The sequence below is a fragment of the Pseudoxanthomonas sp. z9 genome, from assembly GCF_006542425.1.
In the GTDB taxonomy this organism is placed as follows: domain Bacteria; phylum Pseudomonadota; class Gammaproteobacteria; order Xanthomonadales; family Xanthomonadaceae; genus Pseudoxanthomonas_A.
The window spans coordinates 221,053-240,000 of the sequence record NZ_VFID01000011.1 but is presented as its reverse complement, the minus strand read 5'-3'; the positions used below and the strand labels follow the sequence as shown (position 1 = coordinate 240,000).

Here is an 18,948-nt window from a genome sequence, read left to right as displayed (position 1 = left end):
AGGACGATCTGTGGCGGCTGGCCGTGGTGTTCCTGCAGGCCGCGGCCCATCAGCAGGTTGAACTTCTGGTCGGTGCCGCCGAGCTCGACATCGGCCTTCAGGGCGACGGAGTCGTAGCCCTGCACCAGCGGATAGAGGAATTCATGGATGGCGATGGACTGCTGGGCAGCGTAGCGCTTGGCGAAGTCGTCGCGCTCCAGCATGCGGGCCACCGTGTGCTGGGCGGCCAGCCGGATCATGTCGGCCGCGGTCATCTGGCCGAACCATTCGGAATTGAAGCGCAGCTCGGTCTTTTCGCGGTCCAGCACCTTGTAGACCTGGTCGGCGTAGGTCTGGGCGTTGGCCAGCACCTCGTCCCGGGTCAGCGGCTTGCGGGTGACGTTCTTGCCGCTCGGATCGCCGATCATCCCGGTGAAGTCGCCGATCAGGAAGATGACCTGGTGGCCGAGGTCCTGGAAGTGCCGCATCTTGTTCAGCAGGACCGTGTGGCCCAGATGCAGGTCCGGGGCGGTGGGGTCGAAACCGGCCTTCACCCGCAGGGGGCGGCCCAGCTTCAGGCGCGCCTCGAGTTCTTCGGGCTTGATGATTTCGTCGGCGCCACGGCCGATCAGGGAAAGGGCTTCTGCGGGGGACAAGGCAAGGTCTTCCGGGTGGGGCCGACGTGAACAGGCGCCGACAAAGTTGAACATCTGGTTAAAGCGAAGTTAAGCGTGATGCTATTCAAAAAAGCCAATCGGCTCAATGGTTTGACGCGAACTCTTAGTGTGACTATGTTACGCCGATTGGGGTCCCGTCTTGGGCCCGAGGTTCGGCTAGATGCAGACTCATGGGGACGGCAGCCGCCGTAAGCAACAATTCCAGCAGCGCCTGGAACTCCTTCGCGATTCGACCCTGCACCAGCGGGTGAAGCGGCATCTGCCGACCGGCCGATGGACCCGCCGCCACTGGATCCATGCCAGCCTGTTCACCACGATCGGCGTCATGCTCGCCACGATCGTGCCGGGCTTCTCCAACGCGATCCAGCCGCCGTCGGCCACCGACGCGCGCGCCACGCTCACCCTCAAGCTGCCGCAATTGTCGCGTGAGCGCCAGGAAGGCGTGGCCGGTGACAGCTGGCAGATGGTGCGGGTCAAGCCGGGCCAGACGCTGGGTGCGATCTTTGAGGAGTTGAACATCCCGGCGACCACGATGCATGCGTTGCTGGAAAACGCCGACGCCAAGCGGGCACTCACCCGCCTCAAGCCCGGCACCGAGCTGGCCTTCGACCTCCCCGTCACCGGCGAACTGCGCACACTGCGTTACGACCGGGATCCGCAGCACCGGATCGAACTCAGCCTGGATGGCGACAAGGTCAAGGAAAAAGTGGTCGCACGCGAGACCACCACCCGCACGGTGGTGCTCAGCGGCAAGGTCGGTCGTTCGCTCAACCGTTCGGCGCGCAAGGCCGGCCTGACCGCCGCCAACGTCAACTCGCTGACCGACGACATCTTCAAGTACGACATCGATTTCAATTCCGACCTCGGCCCGGACGATCGCTTCAGCGTGGTGGTCGAACAGACCTGGCGTGAGGGCGAGCTGATCAGCACCGGTCCGGTGCAGGCCGCAACCTTCACGGTAGACGGCAAGCTGCATTCGGGTTTCCGCTTCTCGCGTCCGGGCGGCAAGCCGGAGTACTTCACCGCCGCGGGCCGTCCGCTGAAGAAGAACTTCATCCGCATGCCGATTCCATATGCGCGCCTGAGCTCGAAGTTCGGTGCGCGCCGCCATCCGGTGCTGGGCACGATGCGCATGCACAAGGGCGTGGACTACGCCGCGGTGACCGGCACGCCGATCATGGCTGCCGGTGATGCGCGCGTGCAGTTCGCCGGCTGGCAGAACGGCTATGGCCGGGTGGTGATCCTGGATCACGGTCGCGGCCACACCACGCTGTACGGCCACATGTCGCGGTTGGGCAAGATCAAGGTCGGCCAGCGGGTCGCGCAGGGCACGGTGATCGGCTACGTCGGCTCCACCGGCCTGGCCACCGGTCCGCACCTGCACTACGAATTCCGCATCAACGGCGTGCACCGCAATCCGCTGTCGGTGACGATGCCGCCGCCGGAGCCGCTGGGCGGCGCGCAGTTGGCTTCGTTCCGCACCTACACCGCCAACGCGCTGGCACGCATCCGCACGGTGGAGAACATCATCTACGCCGACGTTTCCCCGGCCGAACCGGCCAAGGAAACCCAGGTCGCCGACGCCAAGAAGCCGGCCGGCAAGTCCAAGAAGGGCTGAGCCGCGATACCGGGACTCCCGCGAGCGCGGGAGTCCCATTGGCGTAATCTTCGACGTACCGGCGCGTGCGCGCACAGTCACGGAATCTTGCATGTCCCCTGCCGACGCGGCGTCCCCGGCGCTTTTCCTGGGCCTGATCTCCGGTACCAGCGCCGACGGCATCGACGCCGCCCTGGTGCGCTTTGACCAGCATGCCTCCGCGCTGCGCTGTGAACTGCTGCTGGGCCGCACCTATCGCTGGGACGAGGCCACGCGCGGCGCGTTGATCGCGCTCGGCCAGGGGGGCGATGCCGCTTCACTGGACGAGGTGGGCCGGCTGGACGCGTTGACCGGCATCCACTTCGCCGAAGCGGCGCTGCGCCTGCTCGATGAGGCCGGTGTTCCCGCCCGCGACGTCCGCGCGATCGGTTCGCACGGCCAGACCATCCGCCATCGTCCCCACGCCGATCCACCCTTCACCTGGCAGGTCGGCGACGGCAACGTGATCGCCGAGCGCAGCGGTATCGACACGGTGGCCGATTTCCGCCGCCGCGACGTGGCCGCCGGCGGCCATGGCGCACCGTTGATGCCGGCTTTCCATGCCGCCCTGCTGGGTTCCGCGGAGGAGGAGCGCGCGGTGCTCAATCTCGGCGGCATCGGCAACTTCACCCTGTTGCCGCGCAGCGGCGATGGAATTGCCGTGCGCGGTTTCGACACCGGCCCGGCCAATGCACTGATGGACGCCTGGTGCGAGCGCCACACCGGCGCGGCGTTTGACGCGGGCGGCGCGTTCGCGGCCGGTGGCCAGGCCGATGAAGCGCTGCTGGCGCGGTTGCTCGAGGAGCCCTGGTTCACCCTGCCGCCGCCCAAGAGCACCGGGCGCGAACAGTTTCACCTGGCCTGGCTGGAGGCGCGATTGGGCGACCATCCGGCGTCGCCCGCCGACGTGCAGGCGACCTTGCTGGAACTGACCGCGGCCACCATCACCGACGCCCTGCGCGCCAACCAGCCCGGTACTCGCCGGGTGCTGGTCTGCGGCGGCGGCGTGCATAACGCGCGCCTGATGGCGCGGCTGGCGGCCTGGATGCCGGAGGTGAGCGTCGAATCCACGGCTGCCCACGGGCTGGATCCGGATTTCGTGGAGGCGATGGGTTTCGCCTGGCTGGCCCGGGAAACCCTCGCCGGACGACCCGGCAACCTGCCTGCCGTCACCGGCGCCAAGGGGCCGCGGGTACTGGGAACGGTGTTCCCGGCCTGAGCCGGCTCAGAAGCCCTTGCCGGCCGGAACGTCCTTAAGGGCGTTGATTGCCGCGGTCAGCGCGTCCACTTCGCCGTCGTCGAAACCGCTGCGGACTTCCGCTTCGCAATGGAAGAGGCCCTGTTCGATCAGGTTGAACAGGGTGTCATGCATGTTCCAGCCGCGGGCCTGGGCGATCCGGCGGATCCGGTCGGTCAACAGCGGATCGATGTCCTTCAGCACGATGTCGGTCATCTCGTTCCCCTTTTCCCTGCCCTGCGCCATCCCCGCTCAGCCCCGCGGCGGCTCAGGACGACGTGCCGCCACCTTCATTCTCACGGATATGCTTCCACAACCAGGCCAGCAGCAGCAGCGTCGGGATGACCGTGAGCGCGCTCATCAGGAAAAAGGCGCTATAGGACGTGGCTTCGACGACGTAGCCGGACACCCCGCCGATGAACTTGCCCGGCAGGTTCGCCAGCGAGACCAGCAACGCGTACTGGGTGGCGGTGAAATTGCGGTTGGTCAGCGATGACATGAAGGCCACCAGCACGGTACCGGCGAAACCCTGCGAGAGGTTGTCGGCGGTGATGGCGGCGTAGAACGCCCAGATTTCGGAAGGATGCTGGGCCATCAGCAGGAAGGCGATGTTGGAACAGGCCACCGCGATGGCCGCGATCGCCAGCATCCGGCGGAAACCGAACGCGGCCACGCAGACGCCGCCCAGGAAGGCGCCGGCGATGCCGGTCCAAACTCCATACAACTTGGAGACGGTGGCGATGTCGGACTTGCTGTAGCCGGAATCCAGATAGAACGGCCCCGCCATCACCCCGATCACCTGATCCGGGAACTTGAAAAGGCCCACGAACAGCAGCAGCACCACGCCCAGCATCAGGCCATTGGTCTGGAAGAAGCTGACGAAGGGCTGCCAGAACGCGCCGATGAAATCGATGCGCCGGCTCACGGCCGCTTCGGGCGCGGCGGGTTCGCGACTGAACAACGTGGCGAGAATCGGCAGCAGCATGAGCGCGGTCATCGCCAGGTAGGCGTTCTTCCAGCCGCTGAATTCGGCGATGTAAAGCGCGCCGGCGCCGGCCAGGATCAGGCCGACCCGGTAGCCCAACGTATAGGTGGCCGCGAGCGCGGCCTGCGCCTCGGCCGGCGCGATCTCGATGCGGTAGGCGTCGACCACCGAATCCTGGGTCGCACCGGCAAGCGACGCGAACAGCACCCATCCCACCAATGCGCCGACGCCGAGTTCGGGACGGGTGAACGCCAATGCGAACAGTCCCGCCGCCACGCCCAATTGGGCCACCAGCAACCATGAGCGCCGGCGCCCGAGAAACGCGGTCAACGGAAAGGTGTAGCGATCCACCAGCGGCGCCCACAGGAACTTGAGCAGGTAGAAAAAGCTGGCGAGGCTGATCAGACCGATGCTGCCCAGATCCAGCCCCACGTCGCGCAGGCGGGTGCTGAGCGTCGCCGACGCAATCAGCAGGAACGGCAGGCCACTGCCGAAACCGAGCAGCAGCATGGTGAAGGCGGCTGGCGTGGCGAACGCCCGTCGGATGCCGGACCAGCCCTTGTAGGACACCGGCGCCTTGGCCGCCGCGGGCACGCTCATCCGGCGTAGTCCACCGTGAACGGCGCGTGGTCGGAGAACCAGCTGTCGCGGTAGATCGCGCAGCGCTGAAGCCGGTCACGCAGCGACGGGGTGACGAACTGGTAGTCGATGCGCCATCCGACGTTGTTGGCGCGCGCGCCGCCGCGATTGCTCCACCAGGTGTAGTCCTGGCCTTCCGGATGCAGGCTGCGGTAGGCATCGACCCAGCCGCCCTCGTCCACGCACATGCCGTTGAGCCAATCACGCTCGGCGGGCAGGCAACCGGAGTTCTTCTGGTTGCTGGTCCAGTTCTTGATGTCCAGGCGGGTGCGCACGATGTTCCAGTCGCCGCACAGCACGTAGTCGCGCCCGCTGCGGCGCCATTCGTCCAGGATTGGCGCCAGCCAGTCCATCACCCTGAACTTGAAGCCCTGCCGCAGTTCACCGGACGAGCCGGAGGGAATGTAGAAGGAGACCACGCTCAGGTTGCCGTAGCGCGCTTCCAGGTAACGGCCTTCCTCGTCGAATTCGTCCCAGCCCAGCGCCGTGCGCACTTCATCGGGTTCACGCCGGCTGTAGATCGCCACGCCGCTGTAGCCCTTCTTGGTGGTGGCGTCGCGGAACCAGGCCTTGTAGCCCTCCGGCAGGAAGGCAGGGCCGCTGAGCTGATGTTCCTGCGCCTTGGTTTCCTGCACGCACAGCACGTCGGCGTCCTGCTGGCCGAACCACTCGAAGAAGCCCTTGTTGGCGGCCGAACGCAGGCCGTTGGCGTTGAAACTGATGATGCGCATGTGAAAAACGGTCCGCGGAACGGGAAAGAGGTCGCAAGAGCGTACCGCATGCGTGGAGGCCGGTGGCACGGAACCGCTATGCTTCCATCCCTCGCCCGCCGAACGCACCGCCATGTCCGATCACCGCGCCCGCTTCCTCCAGCTCGCCCTGCACGCGCAGGCCCTGCGTTTCGGCGAGTTCACCCTCAAGTCCGGTCGGCTCAGTCCCTATTTCTTCAATGCCGGCCGCTTCGACAGCGGCGCCCGCCTGGCCGAACTGGCGGCCTGCTACGCCGACGCGGTGGACGCCGCCGGCCTGCAGTTCGATCTGCTGTTCGGCCCGGCCTACAAGGGCATTCCGCTGGCGACCGCAGTGGGTTGCGAGTACGCGCGGCGCGGCCGCGACGTGCCGCTGGCCTTCAACCGCAAGGAAGCCAAGGACCACGGTGAAGGCGGCCTGCTGATCGGCGCGCCGCTGGATGGCCGCAACGTGCTCATCGTGGACGACGTCATCACCGCCGGGACCGCCATCCGCGAGGCGCTGGGCCTGATCCGCGCCGGCGGCGGCCGCCCGGCCGGGATCGTGGTGGCGCTGGATCGGCAGGAGGTACTGACCGAACCCGGTGAGGGAGCGGGCAGCGCGCGGCTGTCGGCCGCCCAGGCGGTCGCCGCCGAAACCGGCGTGCCGGTGGTGGCCGTGGCCAACCTGCACGATCTGCTTGATTTCGCCGGGGAAAGCGCGGAACTTGTCCATCACCGCGAAGACCTGCTCGCCTACCGGGCGCGCTATGGCAGCGGTTCGTCGGACTGACGGCAGCAGGGGGCTGCACATGCGGAGTTCCATTTTCTGGCTGGCATTGCCGGTAGGCCTGCTCTCGATGGCGCTGGCCAGCGCGCAAAACAAGCCGGCCGCCAAGAAACTCTATTGCTGGAACGAGAACGGCCAGCGCGTGTGCAGCGACGCCCTGCCGGCCGAGGCGGTGACGCGCGCGCGCGAGGAAATCAACGCCGCGAGCGGCCTGCGCACCGCCGAAGTGGACCGGGCGCTGACCGAGGAGGAACGCGCGCAGGCCGAGGCGGCGAGGATCCAGGCGCAACTGGACGAAGCGGCGCAGGAAACCCGCCGCCGTACCGAGCAGGCGATGCTGCTGTCCTATCGCAGCGAGGAAGAATTGCGCCGGGTGTTCAACGAGCGCATCGCCATCGTCGACAACAACATCAAGACCGCGCGCTACAACGTGGTCAGCCTGCGCGAAGGCCTGGTCAGCCTGCTGCAGGTTGCCGGCGACCGGGAACTGGCCGGGCAGACGATATCGGCCGAGACCACCGCCAGCATCCGCAGCCGGCATGCGGATCTGATGCGCCAGCGCCAGTTGCAGGCCAGTTTCGAACGCCAGCGCGCGGAGCTGGACGTGGAAATCGCCGAGATCATGCAGCGCTACCGCGAAATGAAGGGCCCCGATCCGGCGACGGCGACGCCGGCGACCGGGTCTTCGCCGGGTGCCGCACCACCCGGCGCCTGAGGGCACCGCCGCGTGGCCGCGGCCTGCCGCTGCCGCGCGGAACCTCGTGACCGAGACTAGAAGGTCGCGGTCAGGTCCGGCGCCACCAGCGCCAGATGGGCGCGGAACACGTCCTTGATGCGCGCGAGCGCCGCCTCGTTGTCGGCTTCGAAACGCAGCACCAGGATGGGCGTGGTGTTGGAAGCGCGCAGCAGGCCCCAGCCGTCGTCCCAGTCCGCCCGCAGGCCGTCGATGGTCGCCACGCGGGCGCCGTCGAAGCGCGCCGTCTCGACGAAACGCTCGACCACCGCATGCGGCGTTTCCGCTTCCACCGGCACCTTGATTTCCGGGGTGGCGATGCCGTCCGGCAGCGCCGACAGGACTTCCGACGGCGTGTCCTCGCGCAGGGCAAGGATTTCCAGCAGGCGTGCGGCCGAATACAGGCCGTCATCGAAGCCGTACCAGCGTTCCTGGAAGAAGAAGTGGCCGCTCATCTCGCCCGCCAGTTCGGCGCCGGTTTCGCGCATCTTGGCCTTGATCAGCGAATGCCCGGTCTTCCACATCAGCGGCGTGCCGCCGTTGCGCAGGATCCAGGGCTGCAGCTTTCCGGTGCATTTGACGTCGTAGATGATCATCGCGCCGGGATTGCGTTCCAGCACATCGGCGGCGAACAGCATCAGCAACCGATCGGGGAAGATCACGGCGCCTTCCCGGGTCACCACGCCGAGGCGATCACCGTCGCCGTCGAAGGCCAGGCCCAGGTCGGCGTCGAAACGCTTCACCATCTGGATCAGGTCTTCCAGGTTGTGGGGTTCGCTCGGATCGGGGTGGTGGTTGGGGAACGTGCCATCCACTTCGCAGTACAGCGGAATGACATCCGCGCCGATCGATTCGAGCAGGCGCGGTGCGATGTCGCCAGCCACGCCGTTGCCGGCGTCCAGCACCACCTTCAGCGGACGCTCCAGTTGCACGTCGTCGGCGATCCGCTGGATGTAGTCGGCGGCGATGTCGCGTTCCTGCACGTCGCCCGGGGTGGCGGCTTCGTGCAGCCGGCCATCGCGGATGCGCTCGTACAGATCGGTGATGGTGGCGCCGGAAAGGGTTTCACCACCCACCACGATCTTGAATCCGTTGTAGTCCGGCGGATTATGGCTGCCGGTCACCGCCACGCAGCTGCCGGCGCGCAACTGGTAGGCGCCGAAGTAGGCCACCGGCGTGGGCACCATGCCGATGTCGATGACGTTGCGCCCGGCGCGGCGCAGGCCGGCAATCAGCCCGCCCACCAATTCCGGCCCGGACAGGCGACCGTCGCGCCCGACCACAATGTCGGTCAGGTCCTGCTCCTGCATCACGCTGCCGATGGCCTGCCCGATGCACTCGGCGACTTCCACGTTGAGGGTTTTTCCGACGATGCCGCGGATGTCGTATGCGCGGAAGATGCCGGGATCGACATCCACCGGAATGCGTTCTCTGCTCATGCTGCCTGTCTGTGGGGGGGAACTGGTCGGCCGGGTCGCCACTGGCAGCGGATCGCGTTCCAGCGCCTGGCCCAGGGTGGGTTCATCGACGTCGGCCGTGACCGCCTCGCCACGGCGCAGGGCGGGAATCTTCAGACCGCCGCGAGCCGCCAGCCAGGCCAGTACCGCCAGCGCGGCCGCCAGCACGGCGCCAATCGAACTACCCAGGGCGCCCAGCCCGAACGGGCCGGATTCACTGTCCGGCTGCGCCGCGGCCACGCGCAGGCCGGTCTTGCCCACGGCATGCGCCATCACTTCGGCCTCATCGGCCAGGTTCGCGCTGCCGCGCTGGAGGACGTTGAAGTTGCCCTGGCGCAGCGCCAGGTAGGTGCCCGGCGGCATCGCCACGGCTTCGAAGCCGGCGGTCAGCCGGGACAGTGGCAGGCGCGCATACACCACGCCCTGCTGGGTATCCACAGCCAGCCCGAGTGCCGCCTTGCCCTGGTCCCGGACCACCCGCGCGACCACCGCCTGCCCTTGTTGGGCCGCTTCCAGCAAGGCCAGCCGGCTGTAACCGAACGCGGCCGGATCGGCGTACGCCTGGGCCAGATCGCGCGGCAGGATCTCCACGTGCTCGGCCTCCGCCCAACCCTGCCGGATAGCCTGGGCGGTCGCGGCGGGATCGCTGCCGCCCAACGCGGTCTTCACCGCGTCGCCGGCCATGCGCCGGGTCAATTGCGCAATCTGGTCCCGGTAGGCGGATTCCAGCGCGGCCACGCCGGCATCGCGGGCCTGTTCAAGCGCCTCGCCGCGATCGGCGTCGCGCCACTGGCGCACGCCGCTCCAGCCCAGCCATCCGGCCAGCAGGAGGCCGAGCACGGCCAACCCCGGCAGTGCCCGCGAAAGGTCGCCCAGCGGCAACCGACGTCCAGCTTCGCTCGATCTGCTCATGCGCGTCCGTCCCCCCTCAGCGCAATCCGGTATGGCCGAAACCGCCTGCTCCCCGGGCGCTGTCGGCGAATGCATCCACGACCTGGAAGCTTACGCGCACGATGGGCAGCACCACCAACTGGGCGATGCGGTCGCCGGGCTGGATGGTGAACGCCTCGTGCCCGCGGTTCCAGACACTGATCAGCAGCGGCCCCTGGTAGTCGGCGTCGATCAGGCCGGTGCCGTTGCCCAGCACGATGCCATGCCGGTGACCCAGCCCGGAGCGCGGCAACACCACCGCGCACAGCTGCGGATCCGCCAGGTGCACGGACAGCCCGCTGGGCACCAGCGCGGCGTCGCCGGGCTGCAGGGTGAGGGTGGCGTCGAGCGCCGCGCGCAGATCGACGCCGGCGCTGGCCTCGGTCGCATACGCGGGCAGCGGCCATTCGTCGCCGAACCGGGGGTCCAGCAGTTTCAGTTCCACGGATTGCGTGCCAGCCGGGCTCATGCGTTCAGTCGCTCCACGATCAGGTCCATCAGGGCGTCGGCCAGCCGGGTCTTCGGTGCCGAACCGAAATCGCGCTCACCGTCCTTCCAGTAGGCGACCAGGGCGTTCTGGTCGCTTTCGAAACCGCCTTCGGCGATGCCGACCCGGTTGGCGACGATCATGTCCAGGCGCTTGGCCTGCAGTTTGCCGCGCGCGTAGTGCTCGACGTTCTCGGTCTCGGCGGCGAAGCCGACCACCAGCTTCAGCGCCTGGGTCTGGGCCGCGACCTCGGCCAAGATGTCCGGCGTGCGCACCAGATCCAGACTGAGGGTTTCGCCGGTCTTCTTGATCTTGTTCGGCACCGCCACCCGCGGGGTGTAGTCGGCGACCGCGGCCGCGCCTATGTAGATGTCGGCCGGCAACGCGCCGAACACGGCCTGGCGCATCTGCGCGGCCGAGCGCACGTCGATGCGGGTGACCCCGGCCGGGGTCGGCAGATGGACCGGACCGGCCACCAGCACCACTTCGGCGCCGCGTCGCGCCGCGCTGGCCGCCACCGCGAAGCCCATCTTGCCGCTGCTGCGATTTCCCAGGTAACGGACCGGATCCAGATCCTCGTAGGTCGGGCCGGCGCTGACGACGACGCGCACGCCAGCCAGATCCCGCACGGCAGGCGCGTGACCGGCGGCCAGCGCGGCGACGATGTCCTCCGGCTCGCTCAAGCGGCCCGGGCCGGATTCGCCTTCGGCCAGCGGGCCGTCTTCCGGGCCGATGATCTGCACGCCGCGCTGGCGCAGCACCGCCAGGTTGGCCACCGTGGCCGGGTGCTGCCACATCCGGTGGTTCATGGCGGGCGCCACCGTGATCGGCGCGGTGGTCGCCAGGCACAGGGTGGTGACCAGGTCGTTGGCGAAGCCGTGGGTCAGCCGCGCCAGCAGGTCGGCGGTGGCCGGGGCGATCAGGATGCGATCGGCCCAGCGCGCGAGTTCGATATGGCCCATGGCCGCTTCGGCGGCGCTGTCCCAGAGGCTGGTCCGGACCGGATGGCCGGACAGGGCCTGGAAGCTCAGCGCGGTGACGAACTGCTGGGCGCCCTCGGTCATGGCGACCTGCACCTCGGCGCCGGCGTCGCGCAGCCGCCGCACCAGTTCCAGCGACTTGTACGCGGCGATGCCGCCGCCCACACACACCAGCAGGCGCTGGCCCTGCAGCGGCCGTGGCTCGAGACTTCCGATCACGTCGGGTTTCCTACAGACGAACAGGGGATTAGCTTACCCGATGGTTCACGCCCGCCTGATGGCGGCGTGGCGGCGGCCCGGGCATCCTGGCCATATGCACATCCGAGACTGGCCCATCCACGAACGGCCCCGTGAAAAGCTCTTCACCCGCGGACCCGCCGCGCTGTCCGACGCCGAACTGCTGGCGCTGTTCCTCGGGTCAGGCCTGCGCGGGCGTGATGCGGTCGCCACCGCGCGCGATCTGCTTTCCACCCACGGACCGCTGCGGCGGTTGCTCGACCGCCCGCCCAAGGAACTGGTCGCCCTGCCGGGGCTGGGGCCGGCCCGCGCCAGCCGGATGGCCGGCGCACTGGAAATCGGCCGCCGCCACCTGGCCGCGGACCTGGAGCGTGGCGCGCAACTGACCGATCCGACCACCGCCGGCCGCTATTTCAGCCAGCGCCTGCGCGCGCACGATCACGAGGTGTTCGCGGCGCTGTTCCTGGACGTGCGCCATCGCGCGCTCGCGTTCGAGGAACTGTTTCGCGGCACCCTCGACAGCGCCGAGGTGCATCCGCGCGAGGTGGTCCGGCGGGCCCTGGCACATAACGCCGCGGCCGTGATCGTCGGCCACAACCACCCATCCGGGAACAGCGCGCCCTCCGAGGCCGACCGCCTGATCACCCTGCGGCTGCGGGACGCGCTGGCGCTGATGGACATCCGCTTGCTCGACCATTTCGTGGTCGGGGACGGCCCACCGACCTCGCTGGCGGAGCGCGGCTGGCTGTGACCGACCCGGCGGGTCCGCCGCGCCGCGCCGTTCAGGCCACGCCGGACGCTGCTGCCGGTTCCGCGTAAAATGCCCGGTCCCGCAACATCCGCAGACCCTCCGTGAAAGCCTCCCTACGCGCCTTGATCGCCCAGGGCATCGATGCCCTGCGCCAGGCCGGCACCCTGCCGGCCGACACTGCCACGCCGGATTTCGTGGTCGAGCGACCCAAGACCCGCGAGCACGGGGATTTCGCCACCAATGCCGCGATGCTGCTGGCCAAGGCCGCGCGCAGCAATCCGCGCGCCATCGCCACCGCCCTGGTGGCCGCGCTGCCGACCAGCGACGACGTGGCGAAGGTGGAGATCGCCGGCCCCGGCTTCATCAACTTCCACCTGACCACCGCCGCCTACCAGCGCGAGGTCACCACCGCCCTGCAGCAGGGCTCCGCGTACGGCCGCAACCAGAGTGGCGCCGGCCGCGTGGTGGGCGTGGAATACGTCTCGGCCAACCCGACCGGTCCGCTGCATGTCGGCCACGGCCGCGCCGGCGCCATCGGCGACTGCATCGCCCGGGTGCTGGCCGCCAATGGCTGGAACACCCGCCGCGAGTTCTACTACAACGACGCCGGCGTGCAGATCGACAACCTGGCCAAGTCCACCCAGGCGCGCGCGAAAGGCCTGACCCCGGACAGCGAAGGCTGGCCGGAGGATGGTTATCGCGGCGACTACATCGGTGATGTCGCGCAAGCCTATCTGGCGGGCGACAGCGTCGAGTTCGAAGGCCACGTGGTGGTCGGCGGCAAGGATCCCGACAACCTGGAGGCCATCCGCCAGTTCGCCGTGGCCTACCTGCGCCGCGAGCAGAACCTGGATCTGGCCGCGTTCGGCGTCTCGTTCGACGTGTACTTCCTGGAAAGCTCGCTGTACGCCGACCGCAAGGTCGAGGAGACCGTCGACAAGCTGGTCGCCTCCGGCCACACCTACGAGGAAGGCGGCGCCCTGTGGCTGAAGTCCACCGACTTCGGCGACGACAAGGACCGGGTGATGCGCAAGTCCGACGGCACCTACACCTATTTCGTGCCGGACGTGGCCTACCACCTGAGCAAGTGGCAGCGAGGCTATGGCCGCGCGATCACCGAACTCGGCGCCGACCACCATGGTTCGCTGGCGCGCGTGCGCGCCGGCCTGCAGGCACTGAACGAGGGCATTCCCGCCGGCTATCCCGAATACGTGCTGCACCAGATGGTCACGGTGATGCGCGGCGGCGAGGAAGTGAAACTCTCCAAGCGCGCCGGCAGCTACTTCACCCTGCGCGACCTGACCGAGGAAGCCGGGCGCGATGCCACGCGCTGGTTCCTGATTGCCCGCAAGCCCGACTCCCAGCTCACCTTCGACATCGATCTGGCGCGCCAGCAGAGCAACGACAATCCGGTGTTCTACGTGCAGTACGCGCATGCCCGCGTGTGCAGCCTGCATCGCCAGGCGACGGAAAAGGGTTACGCCTACGATCAGGCCAACGGCCTGGCCCATCTGGCGCGGCTGGACGACGAGTTGTCGCTGGCGCTCATGGTGGAGCTGTCGCGCTATCCGGAAGTGGTGGAAAACGCCGGCGAGACACTGGAGCCGCATGCCATCGCGCAATACCTGCGCGAGTTGGCCTATGCTTTCCACACGTGGTACGGCGGCACGCCGGTGCTGGTCGAGGACGCCGATGCGCGCGACGCGCGCCTGGCGCTGGCCTCTGCCGTGCGGCAGGCGCTGGCCAACGGCATGGATCTGTTGGGCGTGAGCGCGCCCGAAAAAATGTAACCGGAGATTTTTTGAATGGCGGCACGTCGCGGCAAGAGTCAGGCCACCCGTAATTCCAGCCACGCCACCCCGGCCTGGGTGTGGCTGCTGCTCGGCCTGCTCATCGGTCTGGCGATCTACTTCATCGCGCCCGGCCTGATGAAGAAGGATGGCGACGGCTTCTTCCGGCCGCAGCCGAATCCGGATGCGCAGCCGGCACCGGTGGCTTCGGCCGATGTCGAGGCGGTGGTGCCCGAATCGGCGGGCAACCCCGGCGGCGCCGCGTCCGGCGCGACGCAGGCGGCGAATGGCGATGCCGACGCGCAGGCGCCGGCCAAGGAACCGCAGTACGACTTCTACACCCTGCTGCCAGGCAAGGAAGTGCAGATGTCCGACGCCGAGCTGGCCGCCAGCGCGCGCGAGGAAGCCGCACGCAAGGCACGCGAGGAAAAGGCCGCGGCAGCGGCGGCGACGCCCGCCACCACCACTCCCGCCACCGGCACCACGCCGGCGACGCTGCCGCGCCCGATCGACGAGGCACCGGCGACCGCCGCCGCCACGACGTCCAGCCCGGCCACCGCGCCGACGAGCAAGCCCGCGCAACCGCGCACGGTCGCCGACGCGGACACCAGCGCGCGCTACATCCTGCAGGCCGGTGCGTTCGGCGCGTCCGGCGACGCCGAGGCGACCAAGGCCAAGATCGCCCTGCTGGGCCTGAGCGCGCGGGTCGAATCCGCGCAGATCGGCGGCAAGACCGTCTACCGCGTGCGCATGGGGCCCTATGGCACCGCCAGCGAACTGGCCGAGGCCAAGCAGAAGCTGGCCAGCGGCGGCCTGCCCGCGATGGCCATCAAGGCCCAGTGATCGCGCCGGACTCCCGCAAGCGCCGAGGAGTCCGCATGTCGCATCCCGTTTTGATATCCGCCCGCCACGCGCAGCCCGCGTGGCGGGCTTTTGTTTGTATCCCACCTGCACGCTGAATGCCCCGGCGTGCGGCTGATTTTCCGAAGGAGCCCCCATGACCCGAACCGCCCTCATCACCGGAGCGACCTCCGGTTTCGGCGCCGCCGCCGTGCGCCGTTTCGCCGCCGACGGCTGGCGCGTGATCGCCACCGGTCGCCGCGCGGATCGCTTGCAGGCGCTGGTGGACGAACTCGGCAGCGATCGGGTGCACGCGGCGGCCTTCGACATCCGCGACGAAGCCGCGATGGACGCCGCGCTGGCGGCATTGCCGGAAGCCTTTCGCGGGATCGATCTGCTGATCAACAACGCCGGCCTCGCGCTGGGCACCGCGCCGGCGCAGGCGGCCAGTCTGGAAGACTGGCGCACCATGATCGCCACCAATATCGGCAGCCTGGTCACCCTCACCCATCGCCTGCTGCCGGCGCTGATCGCGCGCAAGGGCGCGATCATCAACATCAGTTCGATCGCCGGCAGCTATCCCTATCCAGGCGGCAATGCCTACGGCGGAACCAAGGCGTTCGTCACCCAGTTCTCGCTGGGCCTGCGCTCGGATCTGCACGGCACCGGTGTGCGGGTGACCTCGATCGAGCCGGGCATGGCCGAAACCGAATTCACCCTGGTGCGCACGCATGGCGATCAGGGCGCGTCGGACAAGCTCTATGCCGGCGCGGCGCCAATGACCGCCGAGGACATCGCCGAAACCCTGTTCTGGGTCGCCACGCTGCCGCCGCACCTAAACATCAATCGCCTGGAGCTGATGCCGGTGACGCAATCGTTCGCCGGGTTCCAGGTGCATCGGGGGTGAGGGTTTCGAGGTCCCTGGTTTTCCGGGTGGCCCCCATCCGGCGCTGCGCGCCACCTTCCCCCGCGAGCGGGGGAAGGGCGGGTTCGTGGCTTACGCCAGTGGTTCATCCGACAGGTAGGTGTAGCCGGTCAGGCCGGCTTCCAGGGCTTCGGACATCGCGGCGGCTTCGTCGGCCGGGAGTTTCGCTTCGGCGACGCGGGTACGGTACGCGGTACGCAGGTCATCGAGCTTGTAGCCCACGTAATCCAGCATCACGTCGGTGGTGTCGCCCCGGCGCTGCTGGGTGAGCAGGTAGCCGGTGCCGCTATCGGCGCTGACTTCCACTGCGTCGGTGTCGCCGAACAGGTTGTGGATGTCGCCGAGGATTTCCTGGTACGCGCCGACCAGGAAGATACCCAGCCGGTAGCTTTCACCGGACCGGAGCGAATGCAGCGGCAGCGAGGTGTCCAGGCCTTCGTTCTCGACATAGGTTTCGACCATGCCGTCCGAGTCGCAGGTCATGTCGGCGATCACGCCGCGGCGGTCCGGCACTTCGTCCAGGCGCTCGATGGGCAGGATCGGGAAGACCTGGTCGATGGCCCACACATCGGGAATCGACTCGAACACGCTGAAGTTGACGAAATACTTGTCCACCAGCCGCTCGTTCAGCTCGTCCAGCAGATCCCGGTGGCTACGCTCATCGCTGCTCAGGCGCCCGCGCACGGCATGGGCGATGGCGTAGAACAGATCGTCGATGCGCGCGCGATGGACCAGATCCAGCTGGCCCAGCGCATACAGGGACAGGCCCTCGCTGTGGTGGTGCTGGGCCTCGTGGAACAGCTCGACGGCCGGCCGCTCGTCCAGTTCGGCGTGGATCTCGCGCAGGTGGCGGATCACCGCCGGCTCGTCGTCGTGGGCGGGCGGCACGCGGCCTTCCGGCGCCTGCTCCACCTCGGCCACGTTGACCACCAGCACCGCGTGGTGCGCGGTCATCGCGCGGCCGCATTCGGTGACGATGCGCGGCGGGGTCAGGCCATGCTGCTCGCAGGCGTCGGCCAGCGGCTGCACGATATTGCTGGCGTACTGGTTCAGGCCGTAATTGATCGAGCAGTAGCTGCGCGAACGGGTGCCTTCGTAGTCGATGCCCAGGCCGCCGCCGACGTCGACATGGGTGATGCTCGCACCCAGCTTGGACAGCTCGACGAAGTAGCGCGTGGCCTCGCGCATGCCGTTGGCGATGTCGCGGACATTGGAGATCTGCGAGCCCATGTGGAAATGCAGCAGGCCCAGGCAGTCCTGCAGGCCCGCGTCGCGCAAGTACTTCCACAGATCCAGCACCTGGCGCGGCGAGAGGCCGAACTTGGCCTTGTCACCGCCGCTGTTCTGCCACTTGCCCGCGCCCAGCGTGGCCAGGCGCATGCGCACGCCCAGGCCCGGCTTGACGCCCAGCTTGCGCGCCTCCTCGATGACCAGCGGCAGCTCGGAAGGCTTTTCCACCACGATGAAGGTCTGCAGGCCGAGCTTGCGGCCGATCAGGGCCAGGCGGATGTACTCGCGGTCCTTGTAACCGTTGCAGACGATGAGGCCACCGGGACGCGACAACGCCAGCACCGCCATCAACTCCGGCTTGCTGCCGGCTTCCAGGCCGAAGCCCTCGCCGGCGTGCGAGGCCAGCGTGCCGGCCACGCCACGATGCTGGTTGACCTTGATCGGGTACACGGCGGTGTAACCACCACGGTAATCCCAGTCGGCCTGCGCCTGCGCGAAGGCGGCCTGCAGCTTGCCCAGGCGGTCGCCCAGGATGTCCGGGAAACGCACCAGCAGCGGCAGCTTGGCGCCGTTGGCGCGGGCGGCATCGACCACCTCCGGCAACGGGATGACCGGTCCGCCATCGCCCTTGGGCGAAACCACCATGCGGCCGGCGGCATCCACGTCGAAATACCCTTCCGCCCAGTGCGGGATGGAATAGGTCTTGCGGGCTTGGTCGGTGGACCAGGACATCGGCGTTTCCAGCTGAATGCGAACGGACGCGCATTCTACAGGCAGCGGTCATGAGGGTTCGTTACAATGCGCGCCCTCCGGCGTCCGCCCGGCCGCCAAGCACTTTCGCGGCCAGCCGCCGGCAGCACCGCGCGCCCCGCCAGGGCGTCCGGCGACCTCATCCTTTCCCGCAGGACGGCACCATGACTTCGAACGACAACTGGTACATCGAACACTTCCAGCCCACCGGCTCGGCCATCGGCTATCGCATCACCGGCAAGCTGGACGAGGTGCAGTCGCCGTTCCAGAAGATCGAGATCTACGACACCACCGACTGGGGCAAGTTGATGATCATCGACGGCGCGGTGATGCTGACCACGCGCGACAACTTCTTCTACCACGAGATGATCAGCCACCCGGCACTGTTCACCCACGCCGCGCCCAGGCGCGTGGTGATCATCGGCGGCGGCGACTGCGGCACCCTGCGCGAGGTGCTCAAGCACCCGGGCGTGGAGAGCGCCACCCAGTGCGACATCGACGAGCAGGTCACCCGCATGTCGGAGAAGTACTTCCCCGAGCTATGCGAATCCAATGGCGACGCGCGCGCCGAGCTGCTGTTCGACGACGGCGTGGCCTACATGGCCAACTGCCCGGCCGGCAGCGTGGACATCGTGATCGTCGACTCCACCGATCCGGTCGGCCCGGCCGAGGGCCTGTTCAACAAGGCCTTCTACGAAAGCTGCTTCCGCGCGTTGAAGGACGACGGCATCCTGGTGCAGCAGTCCGAATCCCCGCTGGCCCTGCTGGACCTGATCAAGGAAATGCGCGGCGAGATGGGCAAGGCCGGCTTCACCACCTTCAAGACCCTTCCGTTCCCGCAGCCGTGCTATCCGACCGGTTGGTGGAGCGTGACCATGGCGCGCAAGTCCGGCGGTTTCGATTTCCGCCAGCAGGACGCCGCCGGCAAGGGCTTCGACACCCTGTATTACAGCGCGCACCTGCACACCGGCACGCTGGTCGCGCCGCCGTTCGTGGCCAAGGCGCTGGGCGAGTGATTCCCTCAGCGCGGTGAAAGAAAAAAGCCCCGCTCATGCGGGGCTTTTTCTTTGCTGATTCCCGGCAAACCGGACCGGCGCCAACAGGGCTTGGTCATGAAGCAATGCCGTGTCCATGGGCGTACCCGGCACTGCCAACCGGCCGCTGGTC

At 68.2% G+C, this 18,948-nt stretch carries 17 protein-coding genes (1 of these 17 only partly in view); 9 read left to right on the top strand and 8 right to left on the bottom strand.

Annotated elements, in window-relative coordinates:
* On the bottom strand, positions 1-635 hold the 5' portion of the coding sequence (gene tyrS, locus FG323_RS13240) for a tyrosine--tRNA ligase (RefSeq protein WP_255470173.1). 577 nt of this gene lie to the left of the window's left edge; only the first 635 of its 1,212 coding nucleotides appear in the window; its start codon is at positions 633-635; its stop codon lies off the left edge, out of view.
* A 181-nt stretch (positions 636-816) separates the two neighbouring features.
* Here tyrS and FG323_RS13235 point away from each other — a divergent pair, with 181 nt between their 5' ends.
* A complete protein-coding gene (locus tag FG323_RS13235) occupies positions 817-2,274 on the top strand; it encodes a peptidoglycan DD-metalloendopeptidase family protein (RefSeq protein WP_141455146.1) in 1,458 nt (485 codons plus the stop codon).
* A 91-nt stretch (positions 2,275-2,365) separates the two neighbouring features.
* On the top strand, positions 2,366-3,511 hold the full coding sequence (locus FG323_RS13230; protein ID WP_141455145.1) for an anhydro-N-acetylmuramic acid kinase: 1,146 nt from the start codon (positions 2,366-2,368) through the stop codon (positions 3,509-3,511).
* Between the two features lie 6 nt (positions 3,512-3,517).
* On the opposite strand, the gene FG323_RS13225 is transcribed toward FG323_RS13230, so the two are convergent.
* The 3 genes from FG323_RS13225 to FG323_RS13215 are packed head-to-tail and all read right to left on the bottom strand — an operon-like array spanning position 3,518 to position 5,884.
* Positions 3,518-3,745, bottom strand: a complete 228-nt coding sequence (locus FG323_RS13225; RefSeq protein WP_141455144.1) for a hypothetical protein — start codon at positions 3,743-3,745, stop codon at positions 3,518-3,520.
* Between the two features lie 52 nt (positions 3,746-3,797).
* Entirely contained in the window at positions 3,798-5,114 is a 1,317-nt protein-coding gene (locus FG323_RS13220; RefSeq protein WP_141455143.1) for an MFS transporter, read from the bottom strand.
* Entirely contained in the window at positions 5,111-5,884 is a 774-nt protein-coding gene (locus tag FG323_RS13215) for an exodeoxyribonuclease III (protein WP_141455142.1), read from the bottom strand. The genes FG323_RS13220 and FG323_RS13215 overlap by 4 nt, the downstream gene beginning before the upstream one ends.
* A gap of 112 nt (positions 5,885-5,996) precedes the next feature.
* Between FG323_RS13215 and pyrE the strand changes: the two genes are divergently transcribed.
* Positions 5,997-6,674, top strand: a complete 678-nt coding sequence (gene pyrE, locus FG323_RS13210; protein ID WP_141455141.1) for an orotate phosphoribosyltransferase — start codon at positions 5,997-5,999, stop codon at positions 6,672-6,674.
* A gap of 67 nt (positions 6,675-6,741) precedes the next feature.
* A complete protein-coding gene (locus FG323_RS13205) occupies positions 6,742-7,386 on the top strand; it encodes a hypothetical protein (RefSeq protein WP_141455307.1) in 645 nt (214 codons plus the stop codon).
* A 56-nt stretch (positions 7,387-7,442) separates the two neighbouring features.
* On the opposite strand, the gene FG323_RS13200 is transcribed toward FG323_RS13205, so the two are convergent.
* The 3 genes from FG323_RS13200 to coaBC are packed head-to-tail and all read right to left on the bottom strand — an operon-like array spanning position 7,443 to position 11,477.
* Positions 7,443-9,773: a phosphomannomutase/phosphoglucomutase gene (locus FG323_RS13200; protein ID WP_141455140.1), complete on the bottom strand. Its 2,331-nt coding sequence runs from the start codon at positions 9,771-9,773 to the stop codon at positions 7,443-7,445.
* A 16-nt stretch (positions 9,774-9,789) separates the two neighbouring features.
* Entirely contained in the window at positions 9,790-10,260 is a 471-nt protein-coding gene (dut, locus tag FG323_RS13195; protein ID WP_141455139.1) for a dUTP diphosphatase, read from the bottom strand.
* The gene (coaBC, locus tag FG323_RS13190) at positions 10,257-11,477 is read right to left on the bottom strand and encodes a bifunctional phosphopantothenoylcysteine decarboxylase/phosphopantothenate--cysteine ligase CoaBC (protein WP_141455138.1); all 1,221 of its coding nucleotides are present in this window, start codon (positions 11,475-11,477) and stop codon (positions 10,257-10,259) included. Before coaBC ends, dut begins: the two co-directional genes overlap by 4 nt.
* Positions 11,478-11,571: 94 nt before the next feature.
* Here coaBC and radC point away from each other — a divergent pair, with 94 nt between their 5' ends.
* The 4 genes from radC (at position 11,572) to FG323_RS13170 (ending at position 15,783) form a co-directional block, all read left to right on the top strand.
* Complete coding sequence (gene radC, locus FG323_RS13185) at positions 11,572-12,246, top strand: DNA repair protein RadC (protein ID WP_141455137.1); 675 nt, start codon at positions 11,572-11,574, stop codon at positions 12,244-12,246.
* 101 nt (positions 12,247-12,347) lie between these two features.
* Positions 12,348-14,036 (top strand): arginine--tRNA ligase, encoded by a 1,689-nt coding sequence (argS, locus tag FG323_RS13180; RefSeq protein ID WP_141455136.1) that lies wholly within the window; start codon positions 12,348-12,350, stop codon positions 14,034-14,036.
* 15 nt (positions 14,037-14,051) lie between these two features.
* Entirely contained in the window at positions 14,052-14,879 is an 828-nt protein-coding gene (locus tag FG323_RS13175) for an SPOR domain-containing protein (RefSeq protein ID WP_141455135.1), read from the top strand.
* Between the two features lie 154 nt (positions 14,880-15,033).
* Positions 15,034-15,783: an SDR family NAD(P)-dependent oxidoreductase gene (locus FG323_RS13170; RefSeq protein ID WP_141455134.1), complete on the top strand. Its 750-nt coding sequence runs from the start codon at positions 15,034-15,036 to the stop codon at positions 15,781-15,783.
* Between the two features lie 90 nt (positions 15,784-15,873).
* On the opposite strand, the gene speA is transcribed toward FG323_RS13170, so the two are convergent.
* Positions 15,874-17,763, bottom strand: a complete 1,890-nt coding sequence (gene speA, locus FG323_RS13165) for an arginine decarboxylase (RefSeq protein ID WP_141455133.1) — start codon at positions 17,761-17,763, stop codon at positions 15,874-15,876.
* A 182-nt stretch (positions 17,764-17,945) separates the two neighbouring features.
* Here speA and speE point away from each other — a divergent pair, with 182 nt between their 5' ends.
* Positions 17,946-18,797 (top strand): polyamine aminopropyltransferase, encoded by an 852-nt coding sequence (gene speE, locus FG323_RS13160; RefSeq protein ID WP_141455132.1) that lies wholly within the window; start codon positions 17,946-17,948, stop codon positions 18,795-18,797.
* Positions 18,798-18,948 lie beyond the last annotated feature (151 nt).

Bases quoted from the DNA above. Each gene is read 5' to 3' on its own strand.
- FG323_RS13215 (WP_141455142.1), bottom strand. From the start codon at position 5,884: ATGCGCATCATCAGTTTCAACGCCAACGGCCTGCGTTCGGCCGCCAAC.
- FG323_RS13230 (WP_141455145.1), top strand. From the start codon at position 2,366: ATGTCCCCTGCCGACGCGGCGTCCCCGGCGCTTTTCCTGGGCCTGATC.
- FG323_RS13170 (WP_141455134.1), top strand. From the start codon at position 15,034: ATGACCCGAACCGCCCTCATCACCGGAGCGACCTCCGGTTTCGGCGCC.
- FG323_RS13205 (WP_141455307.1), top strand. From the start codon at position 6,742: ATGGCGCTGGCCAGCGCGCAAAACAAGCCGGCCGCCAAGAAACTCTAT.
- speA (WP_141455133.1), bottom strand. From the start codon at position 17,763: ATGTCCTGGTCCACCGACCAAGCCCGCAAGACCTATTCCATCCCGCAC.
- pyrE (WP_141455141.1), top strand. From the start codon at position 5,997: ATGTCCGATCACCGCGCCCGCTTCCTCCAGCTCGCCCTGCACGCGCAG.
- radC (WP_141455137.1), top strand. From the start codon at position 11,572: ATGCACATCCGAGACTGGCCCATCCACGAACGGCCCCGTGAAAAGCTC.
- FG323_RS13235 (WP_141455146.1), top strand. From the start codon at position 817: ATGCAGACTCATGGGGACGGCAGCCGCCGTAAGCAACAATTCCAGCAG.
- speE (WP_141455132.1), top strand. From the start codon at position 17,946: ATGACTTCGAACGACAACTGGTACATCGAACACTTCCAGCCCACCGGC.
- dut (WP_141455139.1), bottom strand. From the start codon at position 10,260: ATGAGCCCGGCTGGCACGCAATCCGTGGAACTGAAACTGCTGGACCCC.
- FG323_RS13175 (WP_141455135.1), top strand. From the start codon at position 14,052: ATGGCGGCACGTCGCGGCAAGAGTCAGGCCACCCGTAATTCCAGCCAC.
- FG323_RS13225 (WP_141455144.1), bottom strand. From the start codon at position 3,745: ATGACCGACATCGTGCTGAAGGACATCGATCCGCTGTTGACCGACCGG.
- FG323_RS13220 (WP_141455143.1), bottom strand. From the start codon at position 5,114: ATGAGCGTGCCCGCGGCGGCCAAGGCGCCGGTGTCCTACAAGGGCTGG.
- FG323_RS13200 (WP_141455140.1), bottom strand. From the start codon at position 9,773: ATGAGCAGATCGAGCGAAGCTGGACGTCGGTTGCCGCTGGGCGACCTT.